Source organism: Virgibacillus xinjiangensis, from assembly GCF_042643145.1.
Classification (GTDB): Bacteria; Bacillota; Bacilli; order Bacillales; family Amphibacillaceae; genus Virgibacillus_O; species Virgibacillus_O xinjiangensis.
The window spans coordinates 159,166-184,093 of the sequence record NZ_JBHRSA010000004.1 but is presented as its reverse complement, the minus strand read 5'-3'; the positions used below and the strand labels follow the sequence as shown (position 1 = coordinate 184,093).

The following is a 24,928-nucleotide window of genomic DNA, read 5'->3' as shown; positions in this document are numbered from 1 at the left end:
AACATGAACACATTAGCATCCTTGAAAGATATGATACCTAATCGGCAGAAGAAAGTTGCCGTTGCCCATGCAGCAGACCAGGGTATACTAAGAGCAGTTAAAAAGGCATTAGAACTAAATTTGTGTGAATTCCTCCTAGTGGGGGATGAAGTGGATATTGCAGCCGCGGCTCAGCAAGCGGAATTGGATATTCTCCAGGCGGGCATTACCATCAGACATGTCGGCCGGACAGAGTCTGTTGCTGGAGAGGCAGTTGCCGCCGTAGCAGAAGAAGAAGCCCAACTGGTAATGAAAGGCAGCCTTCCGACAAAAAACCTGCTGCGGGCAGTTTTGGATAAAAACAGGGGATTGCGAACAGGAAAAGTACTCTCACATACGGCGCTATTTGAAATCCCTGCTTTGGACCGGCTGCTGTTATTAAGTGACGCTGCTTTAAACATTACACCGTCTTTGAAGGAGAAAGAGCAAATCATTCATAACTCAGTCGAAGTAGCCCGGGGAATTGGTATGACCACACCCAAGGTGGCTTTGCTTGCTCCGGTCGAAACCGTCGATGAATCCATGCAGTCTACCATGGATGCTGCGTTATTGACTCAAATGTACAGAAGAGGGCAAATATCCGGTTGTGTCGTCGATGGGCCATTGGCATTTGATATTGCGATTTCTACAGAGGCAGCCGACCAAAAAGGAATCGTCTCAGATGTTGCCGGAAAGGCAGATGTTCTTATTGTTCCGACAATAGAAGCGGGAAATATGCTGTATAAATCATTCATTTACACCGGAAGGGCACAGGTTGCCTCTATCATCAGTGGGGCAAAAGTTCCTGTCGTACTCACTTCCAGGTCGGATTCCGCTCAGAGCAAACTAAATTCGTTGATGTTGGGTTTGGCATCTGCGGATAAGATATAGGAGGCAATAATAATGGAAATATTTAATTACATGGAAAATGCTGATTATGAGCAATTAGTGTTTTGCCAGGATAAAAACTCGGGTTTGAAGGCCATTATTGCAATTCATGACACAACTTTAGGGCCGGCATTGGGCGGCACTAGGATGTGGACCTATGACTCCGAAGAAAAAGCGATAGAAGACGCGTTGCGGCTAGCTAAAGGAATGACGTATAAAAACGCAGCAGCCGGACTGGACTTAGGCGGAGGTAAGACGGTGATCATTGGTGACCCGAAAAAGGATAAGAACCCAGAGATGTTCCGTGCTTTCGGCCGGTACATTCAGGGACTGAATGGACGATATATCACAGCAGAGGATGTAGGAACCACCGAAGAAGATATGGACCTTATCCATTTGGAAACAGACTTTGTTACAGGTATCTCCAAAACTTCCGGTTCTTCAGGCAATCCTTCACCCGTGACAGCATATGGGGTCTACAAAGGGATGAAGGCTGCTGCAAAAGCTGCTTATGGAAACGACTCCCTACAAGGTAAGACTGTAGCAGTACAGGGGGTAGGGAACGTCGCCTTTCGGTTATGCGGATATTTGCATGAAGAGGGTGCAGATTTAATTGTAACAGACATCCATAAAGAAGCTGTAGAGCGCGCAGTTGAAGCATACGGAGCCAAGGCTGTGGATCCGGAGGACATTTATGAGGTCGATTGCGATATCTATGCACCATGTGCATTGGGAGCCACAATCAATGACGATACAATACCCAAGCTGAAAGCAAAAGTTATTGCAGGTTCAGCCAATAATCAGCTGAAAAACTCAGAGCATGGCAAAACTCTCCACGAAAAAGGAGTGATTTATGCACCAGATTATGTGATCAACTCTGGTGGAGTCATTAACGTGGCGGATGAACTGCAAGGGTATAACCAGGAACGGGCGATGAGGAAAGTTGAGACAATTTACGACAGCCTAACTAAAGTCTTCCAAATTTCGCACAGGGATAATTTACCAACCAATATCGCGGCTGATCGTATGGCAGAAGAAAGGATTCAGTCGGTCCGTAATTCCACGAATCAATTCCTGTTGAACAATCAAAATATTTTAAGCAGAAGGAAAAACAATAGATAGCTGTTATGGAGGTTTGCGTGGTGTATCAAAGTTTTAGAGTGCTTGTGATCAATCCTGGCTCCACTTCCACAAAAATAGGTGTATTTGATGATGAAATCTGTATCTTTCAGAAAACGATCAGGCATCAGGCCCAGGAATTGCAACAGTACAACCGAGTTATTGACCAGTATGACTTCAGAAAAAAGGTCATACTGGAAAACTTGGATTATGAAGGGATCAATATCTCAAAGCTTCATGCAGTATGCGGACGCGGAGGGCTGTTGAAACCGATTGAAGGCGGAACCTATTTGGTGAATGATGACATGCTTTATGATCTGAAAGTTGGGTTGAATGGAGAGCATGCTTCTAATTTGGGAGGGATCCTCTCCTATGAAATAGCCTATGGCTTGAATATACCTGCCTACATTGTCGATCCAGTGGTGGTTGATGAACTCGAGGAAGTCGCGAGGTTCTCTGGCGTCCCAGATATTCCGCGAAAAAGTATCTTTCATGCATTGAACCAAAAGGCAGTTGCCAGAAAAGCGTCAACAGAACTTGGCAAATCCTATCAGGAATTATGTATGATCGTGACCCATATGGGAGGGGGGATTACGGTAGGGGCCCATCGTCATGGAAGGGTTGTAGATGTCAACAATGGGTTGCACGGGGATGGTCCGTTTTCTCCTGAAAGAGCTGGAACTGTTCCAGCGGGTGATCTGGTTCAACTGTGCTACTCAGGAGAACTGTACAGAGATGAAGTGATGAAGAAGCTGGTAGGTGAAGGTGGCTTAATGGCCTACCTTGGCACAACCGATGCAATGGAAGTCGAAAAGCGAATAGAAAAGGGAGATAAATTTACAGAGCAAGTGTATGAAGCTATGGCTTATCAGATTTCAAAGGAAATTGGTGCAATGGCTGCTGTTCTAGAGGGGAATGTGGATGCCGTCGTACTAACAGGAGGACTCGCGTATAGTAAGCTGCTTATCCATATGATTACCAAAAGGGTGAAATGGGTAGCAGATATACTTACTTACCCAGGTGAAAATGAGTTGGAGGCGCTCAATGAAGGAGTGCTGAGGGTCCTTCGAGAGGAAGAACAGAGTAAGGTATACCCACACAACTAATCGATAAAGGAGTTATCTACATATGACAAAAGATTATGATCTCGTCGTATTGGGAGGAGGCACAGGGGGATATGTTGCTGCCATCCGCGCTTCCCAGCTTGGAATGCAGGTAGCAGTAGTAGAAAAAGGAGAGCTTGGTGGGACCTGTCTTCATCGTGGCTGTATCCCTTCGAAGGCGTTATTGCGCAGTGCAGAAGTGTTCAGGCTGGCTGGGGAATCTGAAGATTATGGGGTGGAAACAGGGGCTCCATCATTGAATTTCACCCGTGTCCAGCAGCGAAAGCAAGGAATTGTGGACACTCTCCACAAGGGCGTGAAGGGACTGATGAAAAAAGGGAAAATCGATGTATACCATGGTTTTGGCCGAATCTTAGGTCCTAGCATCTTCTCTCCTATTCCAGGAACAATTTCGATTGAATACGAGAATGGAGAAGAGAATACGATGATCGTTCCTAAAAATGTACTCATAGCAACAGGGTCTCGACCATCATCTCTGCCAGGACTTCCGGTGGACGGCATTGATGTGATGACTTCTGATGAGGCATTGTCGCTGGATAAGCTTCCTGACTCAATCTTAATTATAGGTGGAGGAGTCATAGGTATTGAGTGGGCTTCTATGTTATGTGATTTCGGTGTCAAGGTGACAGTACTGGAATACCTCGACCGTATCCTTCCTTCCGAGGATAAGGAGATTGCCGCTGAGGTAGAAAAACAGCTGGCAAAAAGAGGAGTGGTATTCAAAAAGGGAAGGAAAGTTAACCCCGAAACACTGGAAATTGGAGAAGGTGTCTCTATTAAAGCAGAAAATGATGCACATGAAGAGGTCTTCCATGCTGAAAAATTGCTGGTCTCCGTAGGGAGAAAGGGCAACATCTCCAATATTGGCTTGGAAAATACAGATATCAATACAGAAAAAGGTTATATTGAGACCAATGATTTTTATCAAACGAAAGAGTCTCATATTTATGCCATTGGTGATGTAGTTGGCAGTGTTCAATTGGCGCATGCGGCTTCCCATGAGGGGATAATAGCGGTAGAGCATATGGCTGGTTTGGATCCGCTGAAAATAGATTATGAGCAAGTTCCTTCTTGCATTTATTCATATCCAGAAGCGGCCAGTGTTGGTTTGACAGAACAGCAGGCAAAAGACAGAGGCTTTGATCTGAAAGTAGGCAAATTTCCATTCCAAGCAATCGGCAAAGCTTTGGTTCACGGAGAGACGGGTGGATTTGTGAAAATCATTTCAGATATAGCAACAGATGATATTCTGGGAGTTCACATGACCGGACCTCACGTAACTGATTTGATATCTGAGGCAGGCCTTGCAAAAGTTATGGATGCAACCCCTTGGGAAATTGCATCTACTATACATCCACATCCGACCCTTTCCGAAGTTATCGGGGAAGCAGCGATGGCAGTGGATGGAAAACAAATCCATGGTTGATATTTAAAGGAGGTATCAGAATGGGAATAGCTCGACATAAAGCCTTGGGCTTAACCGACGAAACAGCATTGGAAATGTATAAAACCATGCTTCTTGCCAGAAAGTTGGATGAAAGAATGTGGCTATTGAACCGTGCAGGCAAGATTCCATTTGTTATTTCCTGTCAAGGACAGGAGGCGGCGCAGGTCGGTGCATCTTTTGCGCTGGATAGGAAGAATGACTTTACTGCCCCATATTACCGTGACCTGGGTGTTGTATTGGCATTCGGAATGACCGCCAAAGATTTAATGCTCTCAAGTTTTGCCAAGGCAGAAGACCCTAATTCCGGTGGGCGGCAAATGCCTGGACACTTCGGACAACGAAAAAACAGAATTCTATCCGGCTCGTCTCCGGTAACCACCCAAGTTCCTCATGCAGTTGGTGTTGCTCTCGCGGCAAAAATGGAAAAAAAGCGGATTGTTTCCTTTGCAACACTAGGTGAGGGTTCTTCCAATCAAGGTGATTTCCATGAGGGCCTCAATTTCGCGGGCGTTCATAAACTGCCTGTCATTACCATGGTGGAAAATAACCAGTACGCCATCTCCGTACCAGTCGAGAAGCAGATTGCGAGTAAGAATGTTGCCGATAGGGCGGCTAGTTATGGAATGCCAGGTGTTTCGGTAGACGGCAATGACCCTCTATCCGTATATGAAGCAGTCAAAGAAGCAAGAGACCGTGCTGTAAATGGGGAGGGGCCGTCATTGATTGAAGCAGTAACATACCGTTTTACCGCCCATTCTAGTGACGACGATGATCGCTCCTACCGGGAAAGTCAGGAAGTGGAAGAAGCTAAGAAGAAGGATGGCTTAAAAATGTTTGCTTCTTATCTGACAGAACAAGGAATATTAACTGACAAGATTGAAGAACGAATGTTGAATGACATAAAAAGAGCAGTAGATGAAGCCACTGACTACGCTGAAGATGCACCATACGCAGCAGCAGAGTCTGCCTTGGATTTTGTATATGAACAGTAGGGAGGGGTCATGAGATGCCAGTAATTTCGTATATTCAAGCAGTAACCACTGCTTTACGAGAAGAAATGCAGCGTGATGATAAAGTCTTTATCCTCGGTGAAGATGTTGGGAAAAAGGGAGGAGTTTTCCGGGCGACAGATGGGTTATATGAAGAGTTCGGGGAGTCGAGGGTGCTTGATACTCCGCTTGCGGAATCGGCCATCGCAGGAGTCGGAATCGGTGCGGCCATGTATGGGATGAGGCCGGTGGCGGAGATGCAGTTTGCTGATTTTATCATGCCGGCAGTAAACCAAATTATCTCGGAAGCCGCAAAAATGAGGTATCGCTCCAATAATGACTGGCAAGCTCCTATCACTATCCGTGCACCTTATGGTGGAGGAGTACATGGCGCTTTGTACCACTCTCAATCTGTAGAGGCGATTTTCGCAAATCAGCCTGGACTCAAGATCGTCATGCCTTCTACGCCGTATGATGTAAAAGGTCTACTGAAGGCGTCTATCCGGGATAATGATCCGGTATTATTCTTCGAGCATAAACGCGCTTACCGCCTGCTGAAAGGGGAGGTTCCTGAGGACGACTATGTCTTGCCTATTGGAAAGGCAGATATAAAAAGAGAGGGTACCGATGTAACAGTTATTACCTACGGACTTGCTGTCCACTTTGCCTTGCAGGCTGCCGAAAAGCTCGCCGAAGAAGGAATCGATGTTCATATCCTTGATTTGCGCACAATATACCCAATGGATAAGGAAGCGATCATAGCTGCAGCTCAGAAAACAGGAAAGGTGCTGTTGGTTACAGAGGATAACAAAGAAGGTAGTATTATTGGAGAAGCTGCGGCCATTATTGCTGAAAATTGCTTATTTGACCTTGATGCACCTATCAGTCGATTGGCGGGCCCAGATGTGCCTGCAATGCCTTATGCTCCACCGATGGAAAAATACTTTATGCTCAACCCAGATAAAGTGGAAGCTGCCATCAGAGACTTGGCAGAATTCTAGGATTGCTGCTATGTCCATACAGTAATGATTCGTAAAGGACTGCTGAAGGACGAATATGAAGGAGGGACTATCATGCCGACAGAAAAAATCAGTATGCCTCAATTAGGGGAGAGCGTTACAGAGGGAACGATCAGCAACTGGCTTGTCAAAGCAGGGGACCATGTGGATAAATATGACCCTATTGCCGAGGTGATGACCGATAAGGTTAATGCTGAGGTTCCCTCTTCCTTCTCCGGGACGATCACGGAGATTGTTGCTCAAGAAGGCGAGACAATCGAGGTCGGTGAACTTATATGCTACATAGAGACGGAAGGGCAAAGTGAGGAAGTCCCAACCGGGGAAGTAGCGAAAGAGCCTGGAAATACGGAGGCGGATGCACAGTCGGGACGAACGGAAGAAAAGTCTTCGATGAAAAAACGTTACTCACCAGCGGTATTGAGACTAGCACAGGAAAATGACATAGACCTGGAAGAGGTGGAAGGAACCGGAAGGCACGGAAGGATCACTCGGAAAGATATGGAGCGAATTATTGCTCAAGGGGGACCGGCTAATCGTTCCAATGTACTGGAAAAAAGCCGTCCTAAAGATGGAGAAACATCTGGCAAGAACTCAGAGGAAGAACCGAATATAACGGCCTCCTTGCCGTCAACAACCGAGAGTGGTGACACTGAAATCCCAGTAACAGGAGTCCGAAAGGCGATCGCCCAAAACATGGTACGGTCTACGCAAGAAATTCCCCATGCTTGGATGACTGTAGAAGTGGATGCAACGGAGATGGTTCGTTACAGAAGTAAAAAGAAAGATGAGTTTAAACAAAAAGAAGGGTACAGTCTTACTTTCTTTGCCTTCTTCGTAAAAGCTGTTGCTCAAGCACTCAAAGAATTTCCACAGCTCAATAGCACATGGGCAGGGGATAAGATTATTCAGCGCAAGGATATAAATTTATCCATCGCTGTAGCTAAAGATGAGGAATTGTTCGTTCCGGTCATCAAACATGCTGATGAGTTAAGTATAAAAGGGATTGCCAGGGAAATAAATGAGCTTGCAAATAAGGCCCGCAGCGGAAAACTCACCTCGTCTGATATGCAAGGGGGCACTTTTACCGTAAACAATACTGGTTCTTTTGGCTCAGTGTCCTCTATGGGAGTGATTAACCACCCACAGGCAGCTATCCTTCAAGTAGAATCGATTGTAAAACGCCCTGTAATTATAGACGATATGTTTGCGGCACGAGACATAGTGAACCTATCCCTCTCCCTGGATCATCGTATTCTTGATGGTCTTGTCTGTGGCCGCTTCCTTGCAAGGGTGAAAGAGATCATTGAAAATATCAATGATACTACTACTAGCCTATATTAAGGATATTGCCATTTTATTGAAAAACTAAAGTAAACTTGTTAAGCTATGTAATAAGAAACCAGTCTAATAAAAGGAGATTTGTCCTATGGATTTTAATTTATTCATGAATGACATCGTGGATGCAGCGCGTAAAGATATTCAGGAAGCCGGTTATCAGGAACTCACCACACCGGAAGAAGTGGATCAAGCCTTGAAACAGGAGGGAACTACCCTTGTAATGGTAAACTCCACTTGTGGATGTGCAGGCGGAGTAGCAAGGCCAGCTGCAGCCAATTCCATTCATTATGACAAACGCCCTGACCATCTTGTCACTGTATTCGCTGGACAGGACAGGGAAGCGACTGAAAGGGCACGTGAATATTTCGAAGGGTATCCGCCATCTTCCCCATCGTTTGCTTTGCTGAAAGACGGTAAAATCGTAACGATGTTGGAGCGTCATGATATTGAAGGTCATTCTACTATGGATGTGGTAGGCCAGCTTCAAAAAATTTACGATGAGCACTGTGAAGAGCTGTAACGAAAAGCAGTTTGATGGATCAAAGGAAGGGCTGGCAGAGCCCCGGATACATGCATTACCAGGAGGCTGCCTCTCACCAGTGAGGTTAGCCTCCTTTTTATAACAAAAGGATTTGTGAACGAGGGAGATATGATTGTGAAAGTCGGCTATCGTACCATCAAGACCGCAGCAGGAACTCCTATAGCTATTACGATTGCTCAGTTGTTCGGTGTATCAAACTTTGTATCAGCCGGTATATTGACCATTCTCTGTATCCAGCCTTCAAGAAAGCGTTCTTATTTAAGTGCATGGCACCGTCTGCTGGCATGTTTATTGGCCATTGTATTTTCTTTCGTCTTCTTTGAAATCTTTGGGTATAATCCAGTCTCTGTTGGACTTATGCTGCTGACTTTTATTCCTACGACTGTCTATTTTAAGGTTACCCCTGGGATTGCGACGAGTTCGGTCATCATATTGAATCTCTATGCAAGCGGGGCAATAACGGCTGCCTTCGTGTTAGACCAGCTGTTATTGATCGCTACCGGTATCGGAACAGCTTTACTTATGAATCTATATATGCCAAGCCTTGATAATGAATTGAACGTAAAGCAAAAGCAACTGGAAAAGAATTTTCAAGTCATATTATATGAAATAGCTCTGTATGTCAGAAATAAAGATATCGAGTGGGATGGCAGGGAAATCACCGAAACGGAGAGAATACTTGATAGCGCGGGAGACTTGGTAGAACGTGATAGAGAGAACCATCTACTGAGGAGTGAACATCCCTATAGGGAATACTTCCGCATGAGAGCAAGACAATTCGAACTCCTTCAACGGATGATGCCGTTGGTTACAAAACTGCCGAATCAGGTGGTCACTTCTGAAAAAATTGCGTCTTTTTTCGAAAAGCTGGCAGAAAATGTCACTCCAGCAAACAGGGCATCTGTTTTTCTGGAGGAGTTGGAAGAGCTGAAACAGGAGTTTGCTGCAGAAGATCTTCCGGTGACCAGAGAAGAATTCGAAATCCGTGCGAATCTTTTCCGGCTGCTTCATGAGATAGAAGATTACCTGCTGTTAAAGAAAAAATACAAAAAGAGTGATGTAAAGAAGGGGCAGAAAATTGCTAGAAGGTAAATGTATCCATTGTTTCGCCCTGTTTACAATCGGACTTTACAGTGGCAATTTATAAAGATGACTGGAACTTCATTGTCCCAGTCATCCTAGATATTAGATGAATAATGAAAATGCATAAGTGAATGTGGAAAGAAGCATAGCAATGATCATTATATATACCATGAATTTGACTCTGCGTTCACGTTTGGACCTTTTAGGTTTCGCTGCCACAGTAAAGACCCCCTTTTAACCCATCTGCTATTTTTATTTTAACTTTTATTTTTGTCATGGACAAGTAGCAAAAAATATTTAACAATAGAATGAACGGGAGATTATAAGGATCAATCGAAAGGGGATGGAGAAGATGACCGACCGAAAGGATGAAATGCAAAAAGAGAATTGGGAAAAGTCAGTGGATTCCGTATTAAAGCGCTTCCCTGAACGGAAAGACCCATTTACAACGTCATCAGACATAGAAGTGGATCGTTTATATGATGGGGGAAATGAAGTAGAACATGAACTTGGGTATCCAGGGGAATATCCATATACGAGAGGAATCCAGCCGACCATGTACAGGAGCAAGTTGTGGACCATGCGTCAGTATGCTGGGTTCGGCAGTGCTTCTGAGACTAACAAACGTTTCCGCTATCTATTGGACCAGGGGCAGACTGGGCTCTCGGTTGCATTTGATCTGCCGACCCAGATAGGCTACGATTCAGATGATCCGATGTCGGAAGGAGAGGTAGGTAAAGTAGGTGTTGCGATCGATTCCTTGAAGGATATGGAAAAGTTGCTGAACGGTATTCCTTTGGATAAGGTCAGTACTTCGATGACGATCAATGCGCCAGCCGCGATTCTGCTATGCATGTATATTGCAGTCGGAGAGAAGCAGGGTGTCCCTCCAGAAAAACTGACTGGAACCATTCAAAATGATATTCTGAAGGAGTATATTGCCAGGGGCACTTACATATATCCTCCAAAACCATCCATGCGCCTGATTACCAATATATTTGATTATTGCCAACAGTATGTTCCGCGATTCAACACCATAAGCATTTCCGGCTATCATATCAGGGAAGCAGGCTCGACTGCTGTACAGGAGGCAGCATTTACTTTGGCAAATGGCATGGCTTACGTGGACGCTGCGATAGAATCCGGGCTTGAGGTTGATTCGTTTGCCCCGCGTCTTGCTTTCTTTTTCAATGCTCATAACAATTTCTTTGAAGAGATTGCAAAATTCCGGGCTGCACGAAGAATTTGGGCTAAGATCATGAGAGAACATTATCAGGCGAATAATCCGAAAAGCTGGAAACTTCGCTTTCATACTCAGACAGGAGGATCCACCCTGACTGCCCAGCAACCGGATAATAATATTGTACGGGTTACACTACAAGCACTGGCTGCTGTACTCGGGGGAACACAAAGTCTTCACACCAATTCAAGAGACGAGGCTTTGTCATTGCCTACAGAAGAGTCTGCAAGGATTGCGCTCCGGACACAGCAGATTATCGGCTATGAAAGTGGTGTGGCCGATACCATCGACCCGATTGGCGGCTCTTATTATGTGGAAGCGCTCACTGACCAAATGGAAAAGGAAATCGATGCGTATCTCGAAGAAATCAAAGAAATGGGTGGGGCTGTACAGGCAGTAGAAGAAGGATACATGCAGCGAGAGATTCACCGGAACGCCTATGAAACGCAAAAGAAAATTGAGAAGCAGGAAGAAATAATCGTAGGGCTGAATAAGTTTGGGCTGGAAGAAGAAATAAATCCGGACCTGTTGAAAGTCGATGAGCAGCTGGAACAGTCCCAGGTTGAAGCGATTAAGGAACTGAGAGAAGAACGAAATACAGAAGAGGTGGAAAAAGCTCTTCATGCCATCCGCAGTGCTGCGGTTGATGAGAAGGAAAATCTCATCCCGCATATTTTAGAAGCTGTGAGGGTATATGCGACGGTAGGGGAAATATGTAATGTTTTAAGGGAAGAATTCGGAGAGTATTCAGGCATATAGAGGGGGAGTTATAGCATGGGAAAGATACGTGTATTGGTAGCAAAACCAGGCCTCGATGGGCATGATCGTGGCGCATTGGTTATTTCTCAAGCATTAAGGGATCATGGGATGGAGGTGATCTATACTGGTCTTCGACAATCTCCGGTACAGATCGCCCAGGCAGCCATCCAAGAAGATGTGGATGTAATAGGCCTATCATCATTATCAGGCGCACATAAGACACTCTTTCCAAAGGTTATAGATGAACTGGTGAAGAGAAATGCAGATGACATCCCTGTAGTGGGCGGAGGTGTCATCCCTACGGAAGATATCCCGTTTCTGCTGGAAAAAGGGGTGAAAAAGATATTCACCAGTGGATCTTCAACGGAAGCGTTGGCAAACTATATCAAGGATCTTATTCAACCCGATCGTCCCGGAGGACAGCGGCCGGAGAAGATTTCACATATTGGGATAGCGGTCGAAAATATCGATTCGGCGCTTCCTTTTTATTCAGACTCGGTAGGACTTGAACTGGAAGCTGTTGAGGAGGTACAAACGGAAGGAGTCAAAGTGGCCTTTTTAAAGATCGGTGAATCCAGAATTGAATTGCTGGAACCGCTGGATGACACGTCCCCGATCCGTAAATTCCTTGATAAGAAGGGAGAAGGCATCCATCACATTGCACTTGAAACAAGGGATATCAAAGAGCGGCTTCGTCAGCTTGCAAGCCAAGGCGTAAAACTGATTGATAACGATCCTCGACCTGGGGCACATGACACGCAAGTTGCCTTCCTTCATCCAAAGGCAGCTCATGGTGTGTTATATGAGCTTTGCCAACCGGCAGAAGGAAGTGAAGAATAATGGATATATTCGATAAGATCAATGAGTTGTATGATAAACGGCGTCAGGTGGAGCTCGGAGGGGGAGATGAACGGATTGACAAGCAGCATGAAAAAGGGAAGATGACAGCTAGAGAACGGATAGACTATCTTTTGGATGATGGTTCATTTGTCGAACTGAATCCATTCATTGAACACCGGTCGTCGGACTTCGGCATGGACACCAATAATGCAAAAGGGGAAGGTGTCGTCACCGGGTATGGAAAAATCTCTGGGAAACCAGTATATTTATTCGCACAGGATTTTACCGTCTATGGTGGAGCGCTGGGGGAAATGCATGGGAAAAAAATTGCGGCTGTAATGGATTTAGCCGCCAAGAATGGTGTTCCATTCATCGGTTTGAATGATTCCGGCGGTGCTCGTATCCAAGAAGGTGTTTCATCACTTGATGGGTATGGACAGGTCTTTTACCGGAACTCGATTTATTCTGGTGTAATCCCTCAAATCTCTGTAATCATGGGTCCGAGTGCCGGCGGTGCCGTGTACTCTCCAGCTATCACTGATTTTGTATTCATGGTGGAGAAGACCTCCCAAATGTTTATAACTGGCCCGAAAGTGATTGAAACAGTGACTGGGGAAAAAATTTCATCAGAAGGTCTGGGCGGGGCGGATATACATAATTCCAAAAGTGGAAATGCCCATTTCAAGGCGTCGAGGGAGGAAGAAGCATTAGATGCAGTATGCAAATTGATAGAGTATCTTCCAGCCAACAGTAAGGAAAAAGCTGATAAGCGGGAGACTCCTGAAATGGATGATTTCCGTCCCGACCTTACCGACATTGTGCCCTATAACGCTAGAAGCCCTTATGATGTCAAAAAAGTAATACGCCAGGTAGTTGACCAGGACAGCTTCTTTGAGATCCATAAAGACTTTGCGAAGAACATTGTTATCGGTTTTGCACGGATCAAAGGAGAGACTATCGGACTGGTATGCAATCAGCCGAAACATTTGGCAGGCGGACTAGATATCGATTCAAGCGATAAAGCAGCCAGGTTTATCCGATTCTGTGATTCTTTCAATATTCCCTTGATTACTTTTGAAGATGTTACCGGTTTCTTTCCAGGTGTCAAACAAGAGCATGGGGGTATCATCCGCCACGGTGCAAAGATACTGTATGCTTATTCAGAAGCAACCGTACCGAAAATTACTGTTATCACGAGAAAGGCATATGGAGGGGCGTATGTAGCCCTGAACAGTAAATCGATCGGAGCGGATCTGGTATATGCATGGCCGAACGCGGAGATAGCAGTAATGGGTCCGGATGGGGCTGCAAATATTATCTTTGCCAAGGAAATAGCTGAAAGTGAAAACCCGGAGCATACGAGACAGGAAAAGATAGATCTGTACCGTAAGAAATTTGCCAACCCTTATGTCGCAGCTGGTCTGGGAATGGTCGATGACGTAATTGATCCAAGGGAAACACGCATAAAGCTGGTACAGGCCTTGGAGATGCTGCATAATAAACAAGAGGAGCGGCCACAGAAAAAACACGGGAATATGCCGCTTTAATTCATCAAGTAATGGAGGAACATAGAATGGTCAGCATCAATGAAGAGAGACTGGTTGAAGAATTTTTTGACTTGGTACAAGTCGATTCGGAAACCAAAAATGAACGTGAAATAGCGGAAGTATTAACAAAGAAATTCACCGGCCTGGGAATCGATGTAGTAGAGGACAATTCCAAAGAACTCACCGGGCATGGTGCCGGCAATCTGATATGTACATGGAAGGGTACAACTCCTGGGGCGGATCCGATTTATTTCACCTCTCATATGGATACTGTGGTGCCTGGGAAAGCGATTAAACCGCAAATCAAGGATGGTTATATCGTTTCAGATGGTACAACGATTTTAGGAGCAGATGACAAGGCAGGCTTAGCTGCTATGATTGAATCCATACGTACGGTACAGGAAAATCAAATCCCCCATGGCGATATTCAATTTGTAATAACCGTCGGGGAAGAATCAGGGCTGGTAGGGGCCAAGGCGCTGGACCGTTCCCTGATTCATGCTGCATACGGATATGCACTTGATAGCAACGGAGATGTTGGGGATATTGTGGTGGCTGCACCGACACAAGCCAAAATCAATGCGATTGTCAAAGGGAAGACAGCACATGCAGGGCTGGCTCCCGAAAAGGGCGTTTCTGCCATCACTATTGCTGCGAAAGCTATCTCGAAGATGCCCCACGGTCGGATTGATGAGGAAACAACAGCAAACATTGGAAGATTCGAAGGGGGAAAGCAAACAAATATCGTTGTTGACCACGTCGAAATTTTAGCTGAAGCAAGGTCATTGAACCCTGAAAAAATGGAGCGGCAGGCAGCTAGAATGAAGGAAGCTTTTGAGGAGACAGCCCAGGATATGGGTGGATCGGCAGATGTTACGATAAAAGTCATGTACCCCGGGTACTCTCAGAAAGCTGGAGACAAAGTAGTGGAAACAGCCAGAAAAGCGGCCGAGAGCATCGGCAGAGAAAGTAAACTGCTCAAAAGTGGCGGAGGCAGTGATGCTAATATCATTGCTGGCTTCGGGATTCCTACGGTTAATCTAGCAGTGGGTTATGAAGAGATCCATACAACAAATGAGAGGATCCAAGTAGGGGAACTTGTAAAGGTGACCGAACTTGTCACTGCTATTATCAGGCAGACAGCTGAATAACAGAGATAGAAGGGCCCTTTTCCTCCGAAGGGTCCTTTTATGCTATAATAGGAAGGCGATCATACGTTTTCAAAGGGTGTTATTTACATGGAAGAAGAACGGCTGAAGAAAGGAAGGGTCATTTTTCATATAGATATGAACTGTTTCTATGCATCTGTAGAAATGGCTTTTAATCCCGAGCTGAAAGGCAAGCCTTTGGCTATTGCAGGAAATCCGCAAGAGCGGAAAGGTATTGTAGTTACAAGCAGTTATGAAGCAAGGGCGGAAGGTGTGAAAACTACGATGCCTTTATGGCAGGCGAGGAAACTATGTCCGGATTTAATTGTTATGCGCCCAAATTTTGAGCGCTACCGGGCGGCTTCCAGTCAGATATTTCAAATGCTGGCAGAAGTGACTCCTATCGTACAACCTGTTTCCATTGATGAAGGATACATGGATGTCACCAATGCTGACTGGTCTGGCACTCCCATCGGTTTGGCGGAGAAGCTGCAGGCTAAAATTCTTAAAGAACTTGGTTTGCCTTGCAGTATAGGTATTGCACCCAATAAATTCCTTGCCAAGATGGCTTCGGACATGAAAAAACCTTTAGGCATTACCATCCTAAGAAAGAGGGAAGTTGAGAAGGTGCTTTGGCCCCTTCCTGTTGCTGAAATGCATGGAGTAGGGGAAAAGACTGCAGCAAAACTGAAGGATGTATCCGTCTATACCATAGGGGACCTCGCCAATAAGGACGCTTATGCTTTAAAACAGATGCTTGGAATCAATGGGGTAAGATTGAAGGACAGAGCTAATGGGATCGACCAGCGCCCGGTAGACCCAGAGGCAGTTCATGAGTTTAAAAGCATTGGTAGTTCTCAGACTCTCCCACACGATACCGTGGATGAAAGGGAGATAAATAAGCTCCTTGGAATTTTGGGTGATAACGTGGAAAGGAGATTGAAAAGGAAGCAGGCTGCAGGGAAATCTGTCCAGTTGATGCTTAGATACCATGATAGAAGAACCATCACAAGGAGCAGAAAACTGTATGAGTATGTAGACGGGAAAGAGGAAATTGTCCAGGTTGCAAAGGAACTGCTGGACAAACATTGGGATCAGGAACCGATCCGTCTTCTTGGCATCACGTTACAAGATGTAGAGGAAAAAAAGAAGATTGCGAAACAGTTGGATATTTTCACTTATGAACAAGAAGCAGGCAAAGAGAAACTATACCAAGCGATTGATGAACTGAAAGAGAAGTATGGAAAGGACACCTTCGTCGAGAATCTACCCTCCTCATCTGAAGCTCGTTTACAGCCGGGAACCAGTCTTCAAAAGGATTTCTTGGATGATTTTAAAGTGAAAAAAAGGGAATGACGATTCTTCCCATTGCTTCTTTTTCTTAGATAGAAGACACACCTTACTAATAAAGGTGTGTCTTCTATTACTTCATCATTCTTTTTACTACTTTGTGTGTCAGTTTTCCTCCAGGATACCGGAATGGCAAGTCAAATTTTGTACTCTGTTTCAAGACACTTTTGCTGTGTGAAAAGGTTTGAAAACTGTATTCCCCATGATAGTTTCCCATACCACTCGCTCCTACACCACCGAAAGGAAGATGAGGATTCGCTAAGTGGTAAAGGGTGTCATTGATAGACCCTCCGCCGAATGACAAATATCTTATAATCTGTTCCTGAGCTTTCTCATTTTCACTGAAATAATATAATGCCAAAGGTTTTTCTTTAGTCTTGATCACTTCCACTGCTTCTTCAATATTTGAAAATGTAAGTACAGGAAGAATCGGACCGAAAATTTCGTCCTGCATAACAGGATCATCCCAGGAAATTTTATCCAGTATCGTCGGCTCGATGGAGAGTGTTTCTGAATTTGTATTGCCGCCATGAAGAATCGTACCGTTTGTTAGGTATTGCTCCAGACGGGAGTAATGTTTATGATTGATGATGCGTATGTAATCGGGATTCTTCAAAGGTTCTCTTCCATAAAAGTTTTTAATTTGTTTTTTCATCGCTTTAAGAAGTTTAAATTTCACTTTTTCATGTACGTAAAGATAATCTGGAGCTACACAAGTTTGCCCTGCATTGGTATATTTCCCCCAAACAATTCGTTTCGCTGCTAGATTAATATTAGCGTCTTTATCCACTATGACAGGACTTTTTCCGCCGAGTTCCAATGTTACGGGGGTCAAATGTTCACTTGCTTGTTTCATCACTATCTTCCCGACTTCTGTACTGCCGGTGAAAAATATATAATCAAATCTTTGTTTCAGCAATTGTTCACTAGTTTCCTTGGCTCCCTCTACAACGGTAATGTAGGAAGGATTAAAGGTGCTCTTGATCATCCTTGCAAGCAGGGAGGATGTGGCCCGGGAATACTCTGAGGGTTTGATCACAGCACAATTCCCTGCTGCTAGTGCCCCGATAACAGGGGAAAGTGCTAACTGAAGCGGATAATTCCATGGAGAAATTATCAGTGTAACACCATAGGGTTCAGCTAAAATGAAACTCTTGCTTCCTTTATGTGTAAGTGGAGATGCAGCCTTTACAGGTTCCATCCAATACCGAAGATTTTTTATCGCAAAATCAATTTCCGAATACAGGAAACCGAGCTCTGTCGTTAAGGTTTCATGTCGCGATTTATTCAAATCACTTTTCAGGGCTTGATAGATTTCGCTTTCAAATTCCTTCAGCATTTGTTTTAATTTCTGTAGCTGTTCCTTGCGTATTTCGTAGCCAAGCGTGTTTCCATGCTGGAAATATGTACGCTGATCGGCCACTATCGATTCCAATGAGTTCAAGAAAATCTCTCCTCTATCATAATGCCTCTATTTTTATGTGGGACAGGTCGGTGGCTATCTCTGTATCAGGGAATATTTTTCGGGCTTCTTCCAATAGCCAGTTGTCATCCTCCGCTTGATAACGAGAGGAAATGTGCGTGATGATCAGCTTCCTTGAGTTGCTTTGCTTTGCCAATCTTGCAGCCTGAGTGGTCGTTGAATGGAAGTATTGTTTTGCCGTCTCTTCCTTACTATGTTCAAAGGTCGCCTCGTGGACAAGCACATCTGAGTTTTTGGCAAACTCCTGGAATTTTTCTGGCAGTCGTGTATCACCAAAGATTGTGACCACCCGGCCTTTTTTCTTCTTCCCTATAAAATCTTCCCTCTTCAATAGTTGGCCATCATGTGTTTCAACTGAGTCATTCTCTTTTATCTTCTTATAGATAGGTCCTGGCATAATCCCTCGTTCCATCAATTTAGCCACAAGTAATTCACCGGGTTTATCTGCTTCCTTCACACGATATCCAAAACAGGGAATGCCGTGGTCCAATTTCTCTACTTCCACGGTAAAACTTCCCTTTGAGATACTTTGTCCTTTTTCAACTTCCTGTATGGAAAGGGGGTAGGTTAAATGTGTCCCGCTTGCCCGCAGATTCGTCTCGACAAATTCTTTGATACCCGGCGGCCCATGGATGGTCAACAGGTCATCCCCCCCTTGGAAGGAACGGCTGCTCAATAAACCTGGAAGTCCAAAAATATGGTCACCATGCATGTGGGTGATGAAAATATTATTAATTTTCCGTGGTTTGATGGAGGTGTGCAGGATTTGATGCTGTGTAGCCTCCCCACAGTCAAAGAGCCATATGCTATTCTGTTCCTCCAGCAACTTCAGGGCGATGGAGGATACGTTCCTTTCTTTGGATGGGACACCAGCAGATGTACCTAAAAATACTAATTCCATACCAACACTCCTTCAATTACTTCCATCCCCGTTTATATTGAACGGGCGCGTCCAAAGTCGTGCCAAGTTCGTCTGCGGCAGCTTTTGGCCAATAGGGGTTCCTCAGCAGAGACCGGCCGATAAATACAAGATCAGCACGATCGTTTTGGAGAATTTCTTCTGCTTGGATGCCGGTCGTTATCAAACCGACTGCTCCAGTAGCAATATCTGTTTCCTTTTTGATTCTCTCACAGCGGTTCAATTGATACCCAGGATAAGTAGGAATGGAAGCCGGTATGACCCCGCCAGAGCTACAGTCGACTAAATCGACCCCATCTTCTTTCATTCGTTCCGTAAAATAAAGAATGTCGTCCATGGAATTGCCTTTTTCATCATATTCATTGCTTGAGATACGGACAAAAATAGGACCATCCCATTCCGCTTTTACAGAGGCAATGATTTCTTCAAGGAAACGGTAGCGGTTTTTCCTGCTTCCCCCAAAGTCATCCTGGCGCAGATTTGTCAATGGAGAGAGGAATTGGTTGATCAGATAACCGTGAGCTCCATGTATTTCGATTATGTCAAAGCCAGCCTCTTTGGCTCTCCTTGCAGCATTTTTAAATGAATCGATAGTTTCCCTGATATCATTGATGGTCATCTCTAGCGGTTCTTTGAAGTCCTGATTGAACCTGACAGAGGAAGGGGCATATATGTCGGACTCCAGCTGCGCCTTTCTTCCCGCGTGTGCAAGTTGTATGGCTGTTTTCGCTCCGTATGCGTGTATTTCATCATTTAATTGTTTCAATCCGGCAGTATGTCCCTCATCCCAAATACCAAGGTCATTTGCAGATATTCTCCCTTCTGGTTGTACGGCGGTTGCTTCCACCATGACCAGGCCGGTCTGGCCCACAGCACGGGAAGCATAATGAGTGAAATGGAAAGGAGTTACTTTTCCGTCTTCGCGCTCACAGGAATACATGCACATAGGCGACATTACGATTCTGTTTTTAAGTGTTATCCCCTTAAAATCGGTAGGGGTAAATAGTTTAGACATATAGATCCTCCTTAATTACAACCATCTTTTTCTTCATAATACGTGTTTTTGTATTCCAACGCTTTATCAGGCAGATCGGTGAATATACCATCCGCCTTTAATTTCATACATTGCAGCATGTGTACTTTTTTGTTAACCGTATAAACGCGTACAGGCATTTGTTGCTTGTCCGCATGCATCATCACGTTACTGCCTAGCAACCGGTATTTGATGTGTAAGGCATCCGCTCCAAGCTTGGCTGCTTTAGTCACAGGATTTCCTTCTGCTCGAGATGTAAGCAGGGCGGCACTTATACTGTTCCCAATTCTCTTTATCTTCTTCACACTCTCCTCATTGAAAGTGGAAAGCGTGCAGTGTTTTTGCAGACCGAATCGTAATACCGTATCATAGACAATAGCTTCCAGATTGCTATAATCTATTTTATTATTTTTCAGTTCAATATTTAAATATAATGGCTTATCTACTGCCCATTCCAGAAATTCCTCAAGACTGGGAATGACTGTTCCAGTGAATTTTCTGGAAAACCAACTGCCGGCATCCAGTCTTCTGACTTCTTCAAACGTCAGATTTTTAATGAAGCCTCTGCCATCGGTGGTGCGTTTCACCTGTTCGTCATGGACTAGAACAGGTATGCCATCCTTGGTGAGCTGGACATCCGTTTCAATTCCTTCCGCTCCCAGCTCATAAGCCAGCTGGAAGGCGGGCATTGTATTTTCCGGCGCATAACCGCTCGCACCTCGGTGAGCAAAAATAGCAGTCTTCAATGTAGGCACCCCTTTATTGATTGTGTGTTATCTGCCGAAAAAAGTCAATTTACTGAAACGGGAAGTGTTGGTGGCAAGTACAGGGATTATTAGTATAATAGGACGGGTTTATTGAGGTCTTGATATAGTGGAACAACAATACTGAAGGGAGCGGACCATTCGTGGCACAGTACGGGAAAAGACCTTGCCAGTGTTTGTTAGTAATTGTTCCTCCCATCCTAAATCACTCATAATGTTTTAATAAAAACGATCAGAATGGAAGGCATATGTATGATGCGAAACAGATTGAAAGATAAAAAGGTTTTGGTCACAGGTGCATCAAGTGGCCTTGGTGCGGAATTAGCCTGGAAGCTTGCTGAACATGGTGCTGTTCCTCTCCTGGCTGCCCGTTCAGCTGATAGATTGGAGAAACTTTCGTACAGGTTGGAAAATGAGCTGGGAGCAACCAGCTATACCTATCCTGTTGACCTGACAGACCAGGAGGCAGTCTCCAGTGTTATGAGAGAAATAATGGATACTCACCCTGTTATAGATGCCTTGATCAATAATGCAGGGATAGGTTCCTTTAAATGGATAGAGGATATGGATATGGAAGAAGCTGCTTATATGCTGGAACTGAATGTCCATTCTCTCATCCGGGTGACCAAACAATTACTGCCTCACTTGCAAAAACAAGGGAGCGGGCATATTGTTAATGTGGCTTCACAAGCTGGGAAAATAGCTACTCCAAAATCAGCAGTATATGCAGCTAGTAAACATGCTGTACTCGGATTCACCAATGCTCTCCGGCTGGAAGTACAGAAAAAAGGGATTTATGTAACGGCTGTGAATCCAGGACCGGTATCCACCCGCTTTTTTGATTCAGCAGACCCTGAAGGCAACTATGTAGAAAGTGTCCAGCGTTATATGCTCGAACCTGGTGAAGTGGCTGAAAAAGTAATAAAACATCTATTTACAAAAAAAAGGGAGATTAACATGCCTTGGTGGATGGAAACAGGCAGCCGATTGTACAGCCAGTTCCCAGATATCATGGAAAAGCTGTTGAAAAGTCAGTTTAATAGGAAATAATAATCACCCACCAACGGCTACGGTTTAATCAAGATAGGTGTTGATGGTACTATCAAAAAGTAGAGAGGAGTGAGAATTTGGAGCTTACAATTACGTCAGAGGCTGCTGACCATTTGAACCGGATCAACCAGGAAGGGAAGTCATATTTGAAGTTATGGTATGATACCGAGGGGTGCGGCTGTGCAGTGAATGGGTTGCCGACCATCCGGTTCACTAATGAAAATAGCAATCGATCACTGGAAGTGAAAAGCGATAGGTATCCAGTGCTCATCGATTCGGACCAGGCAGTGTTTTTTGAAGAAAAAATGAAACTGGACGTTAGAAATGGTTCTTTCCGTCTAACCAGTCCAGAAGGTGTGCTAAATCCATTCATATCTCAACAGCAGGTGTGTGAATGGTAAGCAGAGGAATAAAAGCCGGGGGAAACCCCGGCTTTATCTGTGATTGGTATACTCTACAGGTTTGGTGATTTCTTGCAGTCTTGTATAGATGTCTTTTGGAAGTTCCGATATTTCCAGTGTGATGTTCTTCATGATTTGTTCCTTGGAACTTGCCCCAAAGACAACACTTGCTACTGCTGGGTGCTTCAGAATATAGTTGAAGGCTGCTTCTTGAATGGGTAAGCTTCCCGGAAGAGTGTTTTTCAGCAGCTCCTGAATCTCCCGCAGTTCCTCATAAGAGTAATCCAAGTAACCTTTGTTTGCTTTTTCTTCTATTTTCTCTGTGGATTGATCGGTCAAAATCCCTTTTGCCAATGGTCCTCTCGCCAATACAGAGATGGAGTTGGAATGCAGCAAGTCAAGTATCTCCTCTTCGGGTCTACGGTCCAAAAGGTTATACTGCATCATCACTGCATCAATATCAGCACGTCTTACATACTCGCGAATCACATTCGGGCGAATAGATGAAATTCCATACGCTCGGATCAACCCCTCTTTTTTCAGTTCCTCAAAAGCTTCGATGGATTCATCGATTGGATCATCAATGGTTCCGCCATGCAACATATAAAAATCGATATAATCGGTGTGGAGCCGACGCAGACTCTCCTTCAGGCCATTCTTGATATGATGCTTGGACGGATCCCAGAACCAGTCCTGCTGTTCCCTGTTAAAATGGTTTCCGACTTTTGATGTAAGGATGACCTGATCCCTTTTATCCTGGATCGCTTTACCAACAATCTCTTCATTACGACCAAAATCATACAGATCTGCTGTATCTAGGTGATTGATTCCTGCATCAAGTGCTGTATCGATCATGTCGGTAGCCTTACTCAGCTCAGTTCCGAGTGACATACATCCGAGCGTCATTTCGGAAACATAGATGCCGGATGTGCCTAATTGCCTTTTTCTCATCATGAACCCTCCGTTCTACATATGTGTTCCGTCTTTATTGTAGAATCGGCAACCGGATAACACAAATATTAAAAGGCTATGGGATAAATATGCTAAAATGTAAAAGAACTAATAGCAGTGAGGGTGAAAAATGTGGATAAATTCGAAGAAAGAACAATAAAAACAGAAAACATATTTGATGGAAAAGTGGTTCGCCTGCAGGTGGATGAAGTGGAGCTTCCGAACGGCAAAACTTCTAAAAGGGAGCTCATCAAGCATTCAGGCGCTGTTGCGGTTATTCCTATCACTAAAGACAACAAAATTCTCTTTGTGAAACAATATCGGAAGCCACTGGAAAAGACCTTGATCGAAATTCCGGCAGGCAAGATGGAAGAGGGAGAGGAACCGGAAGTAACAGCAGTAAGGGAATTGGAAGAGGAAACGGGTTATACAACCAACGACCTTTCATTAGTGACTTCCTTTTATTCATCCCCCGGTTTTGCGGACGAACTTCTGTATATCTACATCACCGACCAATTAGAGAAGCTGGACACACCTCCAGATGGAGATGACGATGAATTCGTGGAAATTATTGAGTTAACGCTCGATGAAGCAAAACGGTATGTAGAAGAGGAACGGATTCATGATGCCAAGACTAACTACGCTGTCCTCTATCTGCATGCATTGGGGAGGATGTAAATGCTGCGTGAGTATTTTGCTGATATGCATATTCATATCGGCAGGGATATGAATGGAGCTCCTGTTAAAATCACCGGGTCAAAGAGCCTGACACTTACCAACATACTGATCGAGTCAAGCAGAAGAAAAGGGATCGATCTATTAGGGGTGATAGATTGCCATGCACCAGCGGTACAACAGGAAATCAGGATGCTTATTGATCAAGGACAAGCAGTAGAGTTGGATGAGGGGGGGATCCGCTTTGAAAACGCTACGTTAATTCCCGGATCGGAGATAGAGGTATTTGACGAGAATTGCCAAGGGCCGATCCATGTCTTATGCTATTTTGAAACGCTGGACAAAATGGAAGAATTTTCACAGTGGCTCTCCGGACGTATGAAAAACATTAGCTTGAGTTCCCAGCGGTATTATGGAAAAGCGACAGAATTACAGTATAAGACAAAAGAGCTCGGAGGCTTATTCATTCCAGCCCATGTTTTTACTCCATTCAAAAGCCTATATGGAAAAGGAGTCATCCGGTCACTCGACGAAGTGCTGGATCCCGACTTGATTGATGCGATTGAATTGGGGCTAAGCTCTGATACCTACATGGCCTATGCAATAAGTGAACTGCATCCGTATAGTTTTGTTTCCAATTCAGATGCCCACTCCCTGGGAAAGATCGCTAGAGAATATCAGAAACTTCGAATGGCGGAACCTTCTTTTAAAGAATTCAGCTGGAGTCTACATCAGATCGAAGAAAGGGCCATCGTAGAGAATTACGGAATGAATCCTAAGCTGGGCAAATACCATACAACTGTATGCAGTAACTGTTTTGAAAATTTGCCTGCCCAAGCGTCGACCTGCCCGAATTGCGGCTCTACTAAAGTAGTGAAAGGAGTTGCAGAACGTATTGCTGAACTGAAAGACACAGAGGTACAAGCTGTCGGCAGACCTCCCTATCTCTATCAAGTGCCGCTTGAATATTTGCCCGGGCTTGGGCCTAAGACTTTTGAAAAACTACTGGACCGATTCGGCACAGAGATGAGTGTGATTCATGAGGCTGGAGGGAATGAACTTCAGCAAGTTGTCTCCGGAAATCTAGCGAAGATGATTCTCCAAATGAGAGACGGTAAATTGCCGATAAAAGCTGGTGGTGGCGGCAAATACGGTACAGTTGATATTAAAAAATAAGAGCGTTTGGTATTTTTAAGAGGAAT

24 protein-coding genes are annotated in these 24,928 nt (G+C 44.6%); 18 read left to right on the top strand and 6 right to left on the bottom strand.

What is annotated here, in order from left to right; genetic code table 11:
* Positions 1-3: 3 nt before the first annotated feature.
* The 9 genes from ACFOGI_RS01930 (at position 4) to ACFOGI_RS01890 (ending at position 9,575) form a co-directional block, all read left to right on the top strand.
* Positions 4-909 carry a bifunctional enoyl-CoA hydratase/phosphate acetyltransferase gene (locus ACFOGI_RS01930; RefSeq protein ID WP_390267584.1) on the top strand — a complete coding sequence of 302 codons (906 nt, stop codon included), beginning with the start codon at positions 4-6 and terminating at the stop codon, positions 907-909.
* Between the two features lie 12 nt (positions 910-921).
* Positions 922-2,028, top strand: coding sequence for a Leu/Phe/Val dehydrogenase (locus ACFOGI_RS01925; protein ID WP_390267582.1), 1,107 nt, complete (start codon positions 922-924; stop codon positions 2,026-2,028).
* Positions 2,029-2,033: 5 nt separating this feature from the next.
* The gene (gene buk / locus ACFOGI_RS01920) at positions 2,034-3,131 is read left to right on the top strand and encodes a butyrate kinase (protein WP_390267579.1); all 1,098 of its coding nucleotides are present in this window, start codon (positions 2,034-2,036) and stop codon (positions 3,129-3,131) included.
* A 22-nt stretch (positions 3,132-3,153) separates the two neighbouring features.
* Entirely contained in the window at positions 3,154-4,575 is a 1,422-nt protein-coding gene (gene lpdA, locus ACFOGI_RS01915; RefSeq protein ID WP_390267576.1) for a dihydrolipoyl dehydrogenase, read from the top strand.
* Positions 4,576-4,595: 20 nt separating this feature from the next.
* Positions 4,596-5,588: a thiamine pyrophosphate-dependent dehydrogenase E1 component subunit alpha gene (locus ACFOGI_RS01910; protein ID WP_390267573.1), complete on the top strand. Its 993-nt coding sequence runs from the start codon at positions 4,596-4,598 to the stop codon at positions 5,586-5,588.
* A gap of 14 nt (positions 5,589-5,602) precedes the next feature.
* A complete protein-coding gene (locus ACFOGI_RS01905) occupies positions 5,603-6,586 on the top strand; it encodes an alpha-ketoacid dehydrogenase subunit beta (RefSeq protein WP_390267570.1) in 984 nt (327 codons plus the stop codon).
* A gap of 72 nt (positions 6,587-6,658) precedes the next feature.
* Complete coding sequence (locus tag ACFOGI_RS01900; protein WP_390267567.1) at positions 6,659-7,945, top strand: dihydrolipoamide acetyltransferase family protein; 1,287 nt, start codon at positions 6,659-6,661, stop codon at positions 7,943-7,945.
* An 85-nt stretch (positions 7,946-8,030) separates the two neighbouring features.
* Positions 8,031-8,462 carry a BrxA/BrxB family bacilliredoxin gene (locus tag ACFOGI_RS01895; RefSeq protein WP_390267564.1) on the top strand — a complete coding sequence of 144 codons (432 nt, stop codon included), beginning with the start codon at positions 8,031-8,033 and terminating at the stop codon, positions 8,460-8,462.
* A 135-nt stretch (positions 8,463-8,597) separates the two neighbouring features.
* Positions 8,598-9,575 (top strand): aromatic acid exporter family protein, encoded by a 978-nt coding sequence (locus ACFOGI_RS01890; RefSeq protein WP_390267561.1) that lies wholly within the window; start codon positions 8,598-8,600, stop codon positions 9,573-9,575.
* A 93-nt stretch (positions 9,576-9,668) separates the two neighbouring features.
* On the opposite strand, the gene prli42 is transcribed toward ACFOGI_RS01890, so the two are convergent.
* Positions 9,669-9,785, bottom strand: a complete 117-nt coding sequence (prli42, locus tag ACFOGI_RS01885) for a stressosome-associated protein Prli42 (RefSeq protein WP_390267558.1) — start codon at positions 9,783-9,785, stop codon at positions 9,669-9,671.
* A gap of 133 nt (positions 9,786-9,918) precedes the next feature.
* Here prli42 and ACFOGI_RS01880 point away from each other — a divergent pair, with 133 nt between their 5' ends.
* The 5 genes from ACFOGI_RS01880 (at position 9,919) to ACFOGI_RS01860 (ending at position 16,456) form a co-directional block, all read left to right on the top strand.
* Positions 9,919-11,565 (top strand): acyl-CoA mutase large subunit family protein, encoded by a 1,647-nt coding sequence (locus ACFOGI_RS01880; RefSeq protein WP_390267555.1) that lies wholly within the window; start codon positions 9,919-9,921, stop codon positions 11,563-11,565.
* 15 nt (positions 11,566-11,580) lie between these two features.
* The gene (gene mce, locus ACFOGI_RS01875) at positions 11,581-12,405 is read left to right on the top strand and encodes a methylmalonyl-CoA epimerase (protein ID WP_390267552.1); all 825 of its coding nucleotides are present in this window, start codon (positions 11,581-11,583) and stop codon (positions 12,403-12,405) included.
* Positions 12,405-13,952, top strand: coding sequence for an acyl-CoA carboxylase subunit beta (locus tag ACFOGI_RS01870; RefSeq protein ID WP_390267549.1), 1,548 nt, complete (start codon positions 12,405-12,407; stop codon positions 13,950-13,952). Before mce ends, ACFOGI_RS01870 begins: the two co-directional genes overlap by 1 nt.
* A 26-nt stretch (positions 13,953-13,978) precedes the next feature.
* Positions 13,979-15,103: a M20/M25/M40 family metallo-hydrolase gene (locus ACFOGI_RS01865; RefSeq protein ID WP_390267546.1), complete on the top strand. Its 1,125-nt coding sequence runs from the start codon at positions 13,979-13,981 to the stop codon at positions 15,101-15,103.
* Positions 15,104-15,190: 87 nt separating this feature from the next.
* Complete coding sequence (locus ACFOGI_RS01860; protein WP_390267543.1) at positions 15,191-16,456, top strand: DNA polymerase IV; 1,266 nt, start codon at positions 15,191-15,193, stop codon at positions 16,454-16,456.
* A 67-nt stretch (positions 16,457-16,523) separates the two neighbouring features.
* On the opposite strand, the gene ACFOGI_RS01855 is transcribed toward ACFOGI_RS01860, so the two are convergent.
* From ACFOGI_RS01855 to ACFOGI_RS01840, 4 genes are read right to left on the bottom strand one after another with little or no spacing between them, the layout of a single operon-like run.
* A complete protein-coding gene (locus ACFOGI_RS01855; RefSeq protein WP_390267540.1) occupies positions 16,524-17,894 on the bottom strand; it encodes an aldehyde dehydrogenase in 1,371 nt (456 codons plus the stop codon).
* Positions 17,895-17,910: 16 nt separating this feature from the next.
* Entirely contained in the window at positions 17,911-18,834 is a 924-nt protein-coding gene (gene rnz / locus ACFOGI_RS01850) for a ribonuclease Z (RefSeq protein ID WP_390267538.1), read from the bottom strand.
* Positions 18,835-18,850: 16 nt separating this feature from the next.
* Complete coding sequence (gene namA / locus ACFOGI_RS01845) at positions 18,851-19,867, bottom strand: NADPH dehydrogenase NamA (protein ID WP_390267535.1); 1,017 nt, start codon at positions 19,865-19,867, stop codon at positions 18,851-18,853.
* Between the two features lie 11 nt (positions 19,868-19,878).
* Entirely contained in the window at positions 19,879-20,631 is a 753-nt protein-coding gene (locus tag ACFOGI_RS01840; protein ID WP_390267532.1) for a glycerophosphodiester phosphodiesterase, read from the bottom strand.
* 270 nt (positions 20,632-20,901) lie between these two features.
* On the opposite strand from ACFOGI_RS01840, the gene ACFOGI_RS01835 reads away from it, so the two are divergent.
* Both ACFOGI_RS01835 and ACFOGI_RS01830 read left to right on the top strand, forming a co-directional pair.
* Positions 20,902-21,699 (top strand): SDR family NAD(P)-dependent oxidoreductase, encoded by a 798-nt coding sequence (locus tag ACFOGI_RS01835; protein ID WP_390267529.1) that lies wholly within the window; start codon positions 20,902-20,904, stop codon positions 21,697-21,699.
* Positions 21,700-21,776: 77 nt separating this feature from the next.
* Positions 21,777-22,100: an iron-sulfur cluster biosynthesis family protein gene (locus tag ACFOGI_RS01830; RefSeq protein WP_390267526.1), complete on the top strand. Its 324-nt coding sequence runs from the start codon at positions 21,777-21,779 to the stop codon at positions 22,098-22,100.
* A gap of 33 nt (positions 22,101-22,133) precedes the next feature.
* Here the strand turns inward: ACFOGI_RS01830 and ACFOGI_RS01825 are convergent, their stop codons facing one another.
* The gene (locus ACFOGI_RS01825) at positions 22,134-23,051 is read right to left on the bottom strand and encodes an aldo/keto reductase (protein WP_390267523.1); all 918 of its coding nucleotides are present in this window, start codon (positions 23,049-23,051) and stop codon (positions 22,134-22,136) included.
* A 132-nt stretch (positions 23,052-23,183) separates the two neighbouring features.
* On the opposite strand from ACFOGI_RS01825, the gene ACFOGI_RS01820 reads away from it, so the two are divergent.
* Together ACFOGI_RS01820 and ACFOGI_RS01815 are read left to right on the top strand one after the other, a co-directional pair.
* Complete coding sequence (locus ACFOGI_RS01820) at positions 23,184-23,729, top strand: NUDIX hydrolase (protein ID WP_390267520.1); 546 nt, start codon at positions 23,184-23,186, stop codon at positions 23,727-23,729.
* On the top strand, positions 23,730-24,902 hold the full coding sequence (locus ACFOGI_RS01815) for an endonuclease Q family protein (RefSeq protein WP_390267517.1): 1,173 nt from the start codon (positions 23,730-23,732) through the stop codon (positions 24,900-24,902). It begins immediately after the preceding gene.
* Positions 24,903-24,928 lie beyond the last annotated feature (26 nt).

Excerpts from the sequence above, each read along its gene's own strand:
- ACFOGI_RS01900 (WP_390267567.1), top strand. The coding sequence starts at position 6,659 with ATGCCGACAGAAAAAATCAGTATGCCTCAATTAGGGGAGAGCGTTACA.
- lpdA (WP_390267576.1), top strand. The coding sequence starts at position 3,154 with ATGACAAAAGATTATGATCTCGTCGTATTGGGAGGAGGCACAGGGGGA.
- ACFOGI_RS01825 (WP_390267523.1), bottom strand. The coding sequence starts at position 23,051 with ATGAGAAAAAGGCAATTAGGCACATCCGGCATCTATGTTTCCGAAATG.
- ACFOGI_RS01860 (WP_390267543.1), top strand. The coding sequence starts at position 15,191 with ATGGAAGAAGAACGGCTGAAGAAAGGAAGGGTCATTTTTCATATAGAT.
- namA (WP_390267535.1), bottom strand. The coding sequence starts at position 19,867 with ATGTCTAAACTATTTACCCCTACCGATTTTAAGGGGATAACACTTAAA.
- ACFOGI_RS01870 (WP_390267549.1), top strand. The coding sequence starts at position 12,405 with ATGGATATATTCGATAAGATCAATGAGTTGTATGATAAACGGCGTCAG.
- ACFOGI_RS01865 (WP_390267546.1), top strand. The coding sequence starts at position 13,979 with ATGGTCAGCATCAATGAAGAGAGACTGGTTGAAGAATTTTTTGACTTG.
- ACFOGI_RS01910 (WP_390267573.1), top strand. The coding sequence starts at position 4,596 with ATGGGAATAGCTCGACATAAAGCCTTGGGCTTAACCGACGAAACAGCA.
- ACFOGI_RS01905 (WP_390267570.1), top strand. The coding sequence starts at position 5,603 with ATGCCAGTAATTTCGTATATTCAAGCAGTAACCACTGCTTTACGAGAA.
- ACFOGI_RS01895 (WP_390267564.1), top strand. The coding sequence starts at position 8,031 with ATGGATTTTAATTTATTCATGAATGACATCGTGGATGCAGCGCGTAAA.
- ACFOGI_RS01925 (WP_390267582.1), top strand. The coding sequence starts at position 922 with ATGGAAATATTTAATTACATGGAAAATGCTGATTATGAGCAATTAGTG.
- mce (WP_390267552.1), top strand. The coding sequence starts at position 11,581 with ATGGGAAAGATACGTGTATTGGTAGCAAAACCAGGCCTCGATGGGCAT.
- ACFOGI_RS01815 (WP_390267517.1), top strand. The coding sequence starts at position 23,730 with ATGCTGCGTGAGTATTTTGCTGATATGCATATTCATATCGGCAGGGAT.
- buk (WP_390267579.1), top strand. The coding sequence starts at position 2,034 with ATGGAGGTTTGCGTGGTGTATCAAAGTTTTAGAGTGCTTGTGATCAAT.
- rnz (WP_390267538.1), bottom strand. The coding sequence starts at position 18,834 with ATGGAATTAGTATTTTTAGGTACATCTGCTGGTGTCCCATCCAAAGAA.
- ACFOGI_RS01880 (WP_390267555.1), top strand. The coding sequence starts at position 9,919 with ATGACCGACCGAAAGGATGAAATGCAAAAAGAGAATTGGGAAAAGTCA.
- ACFOGI_RS01835 (WP_390267529.1), top strand. The coding sequence starts at position 20,902 with ATGATGCGAAACAGATTGAAAGATAAAAAGGTTTTGGTCACAGGTGCA.
- ACFOGI_RS01930 (WP_390267584.1), top strand. The coding sequence starts at position 4 with ATGAACACATTAGCATCCTTGAAAGATATGATACCTAATCGGCAGAAG.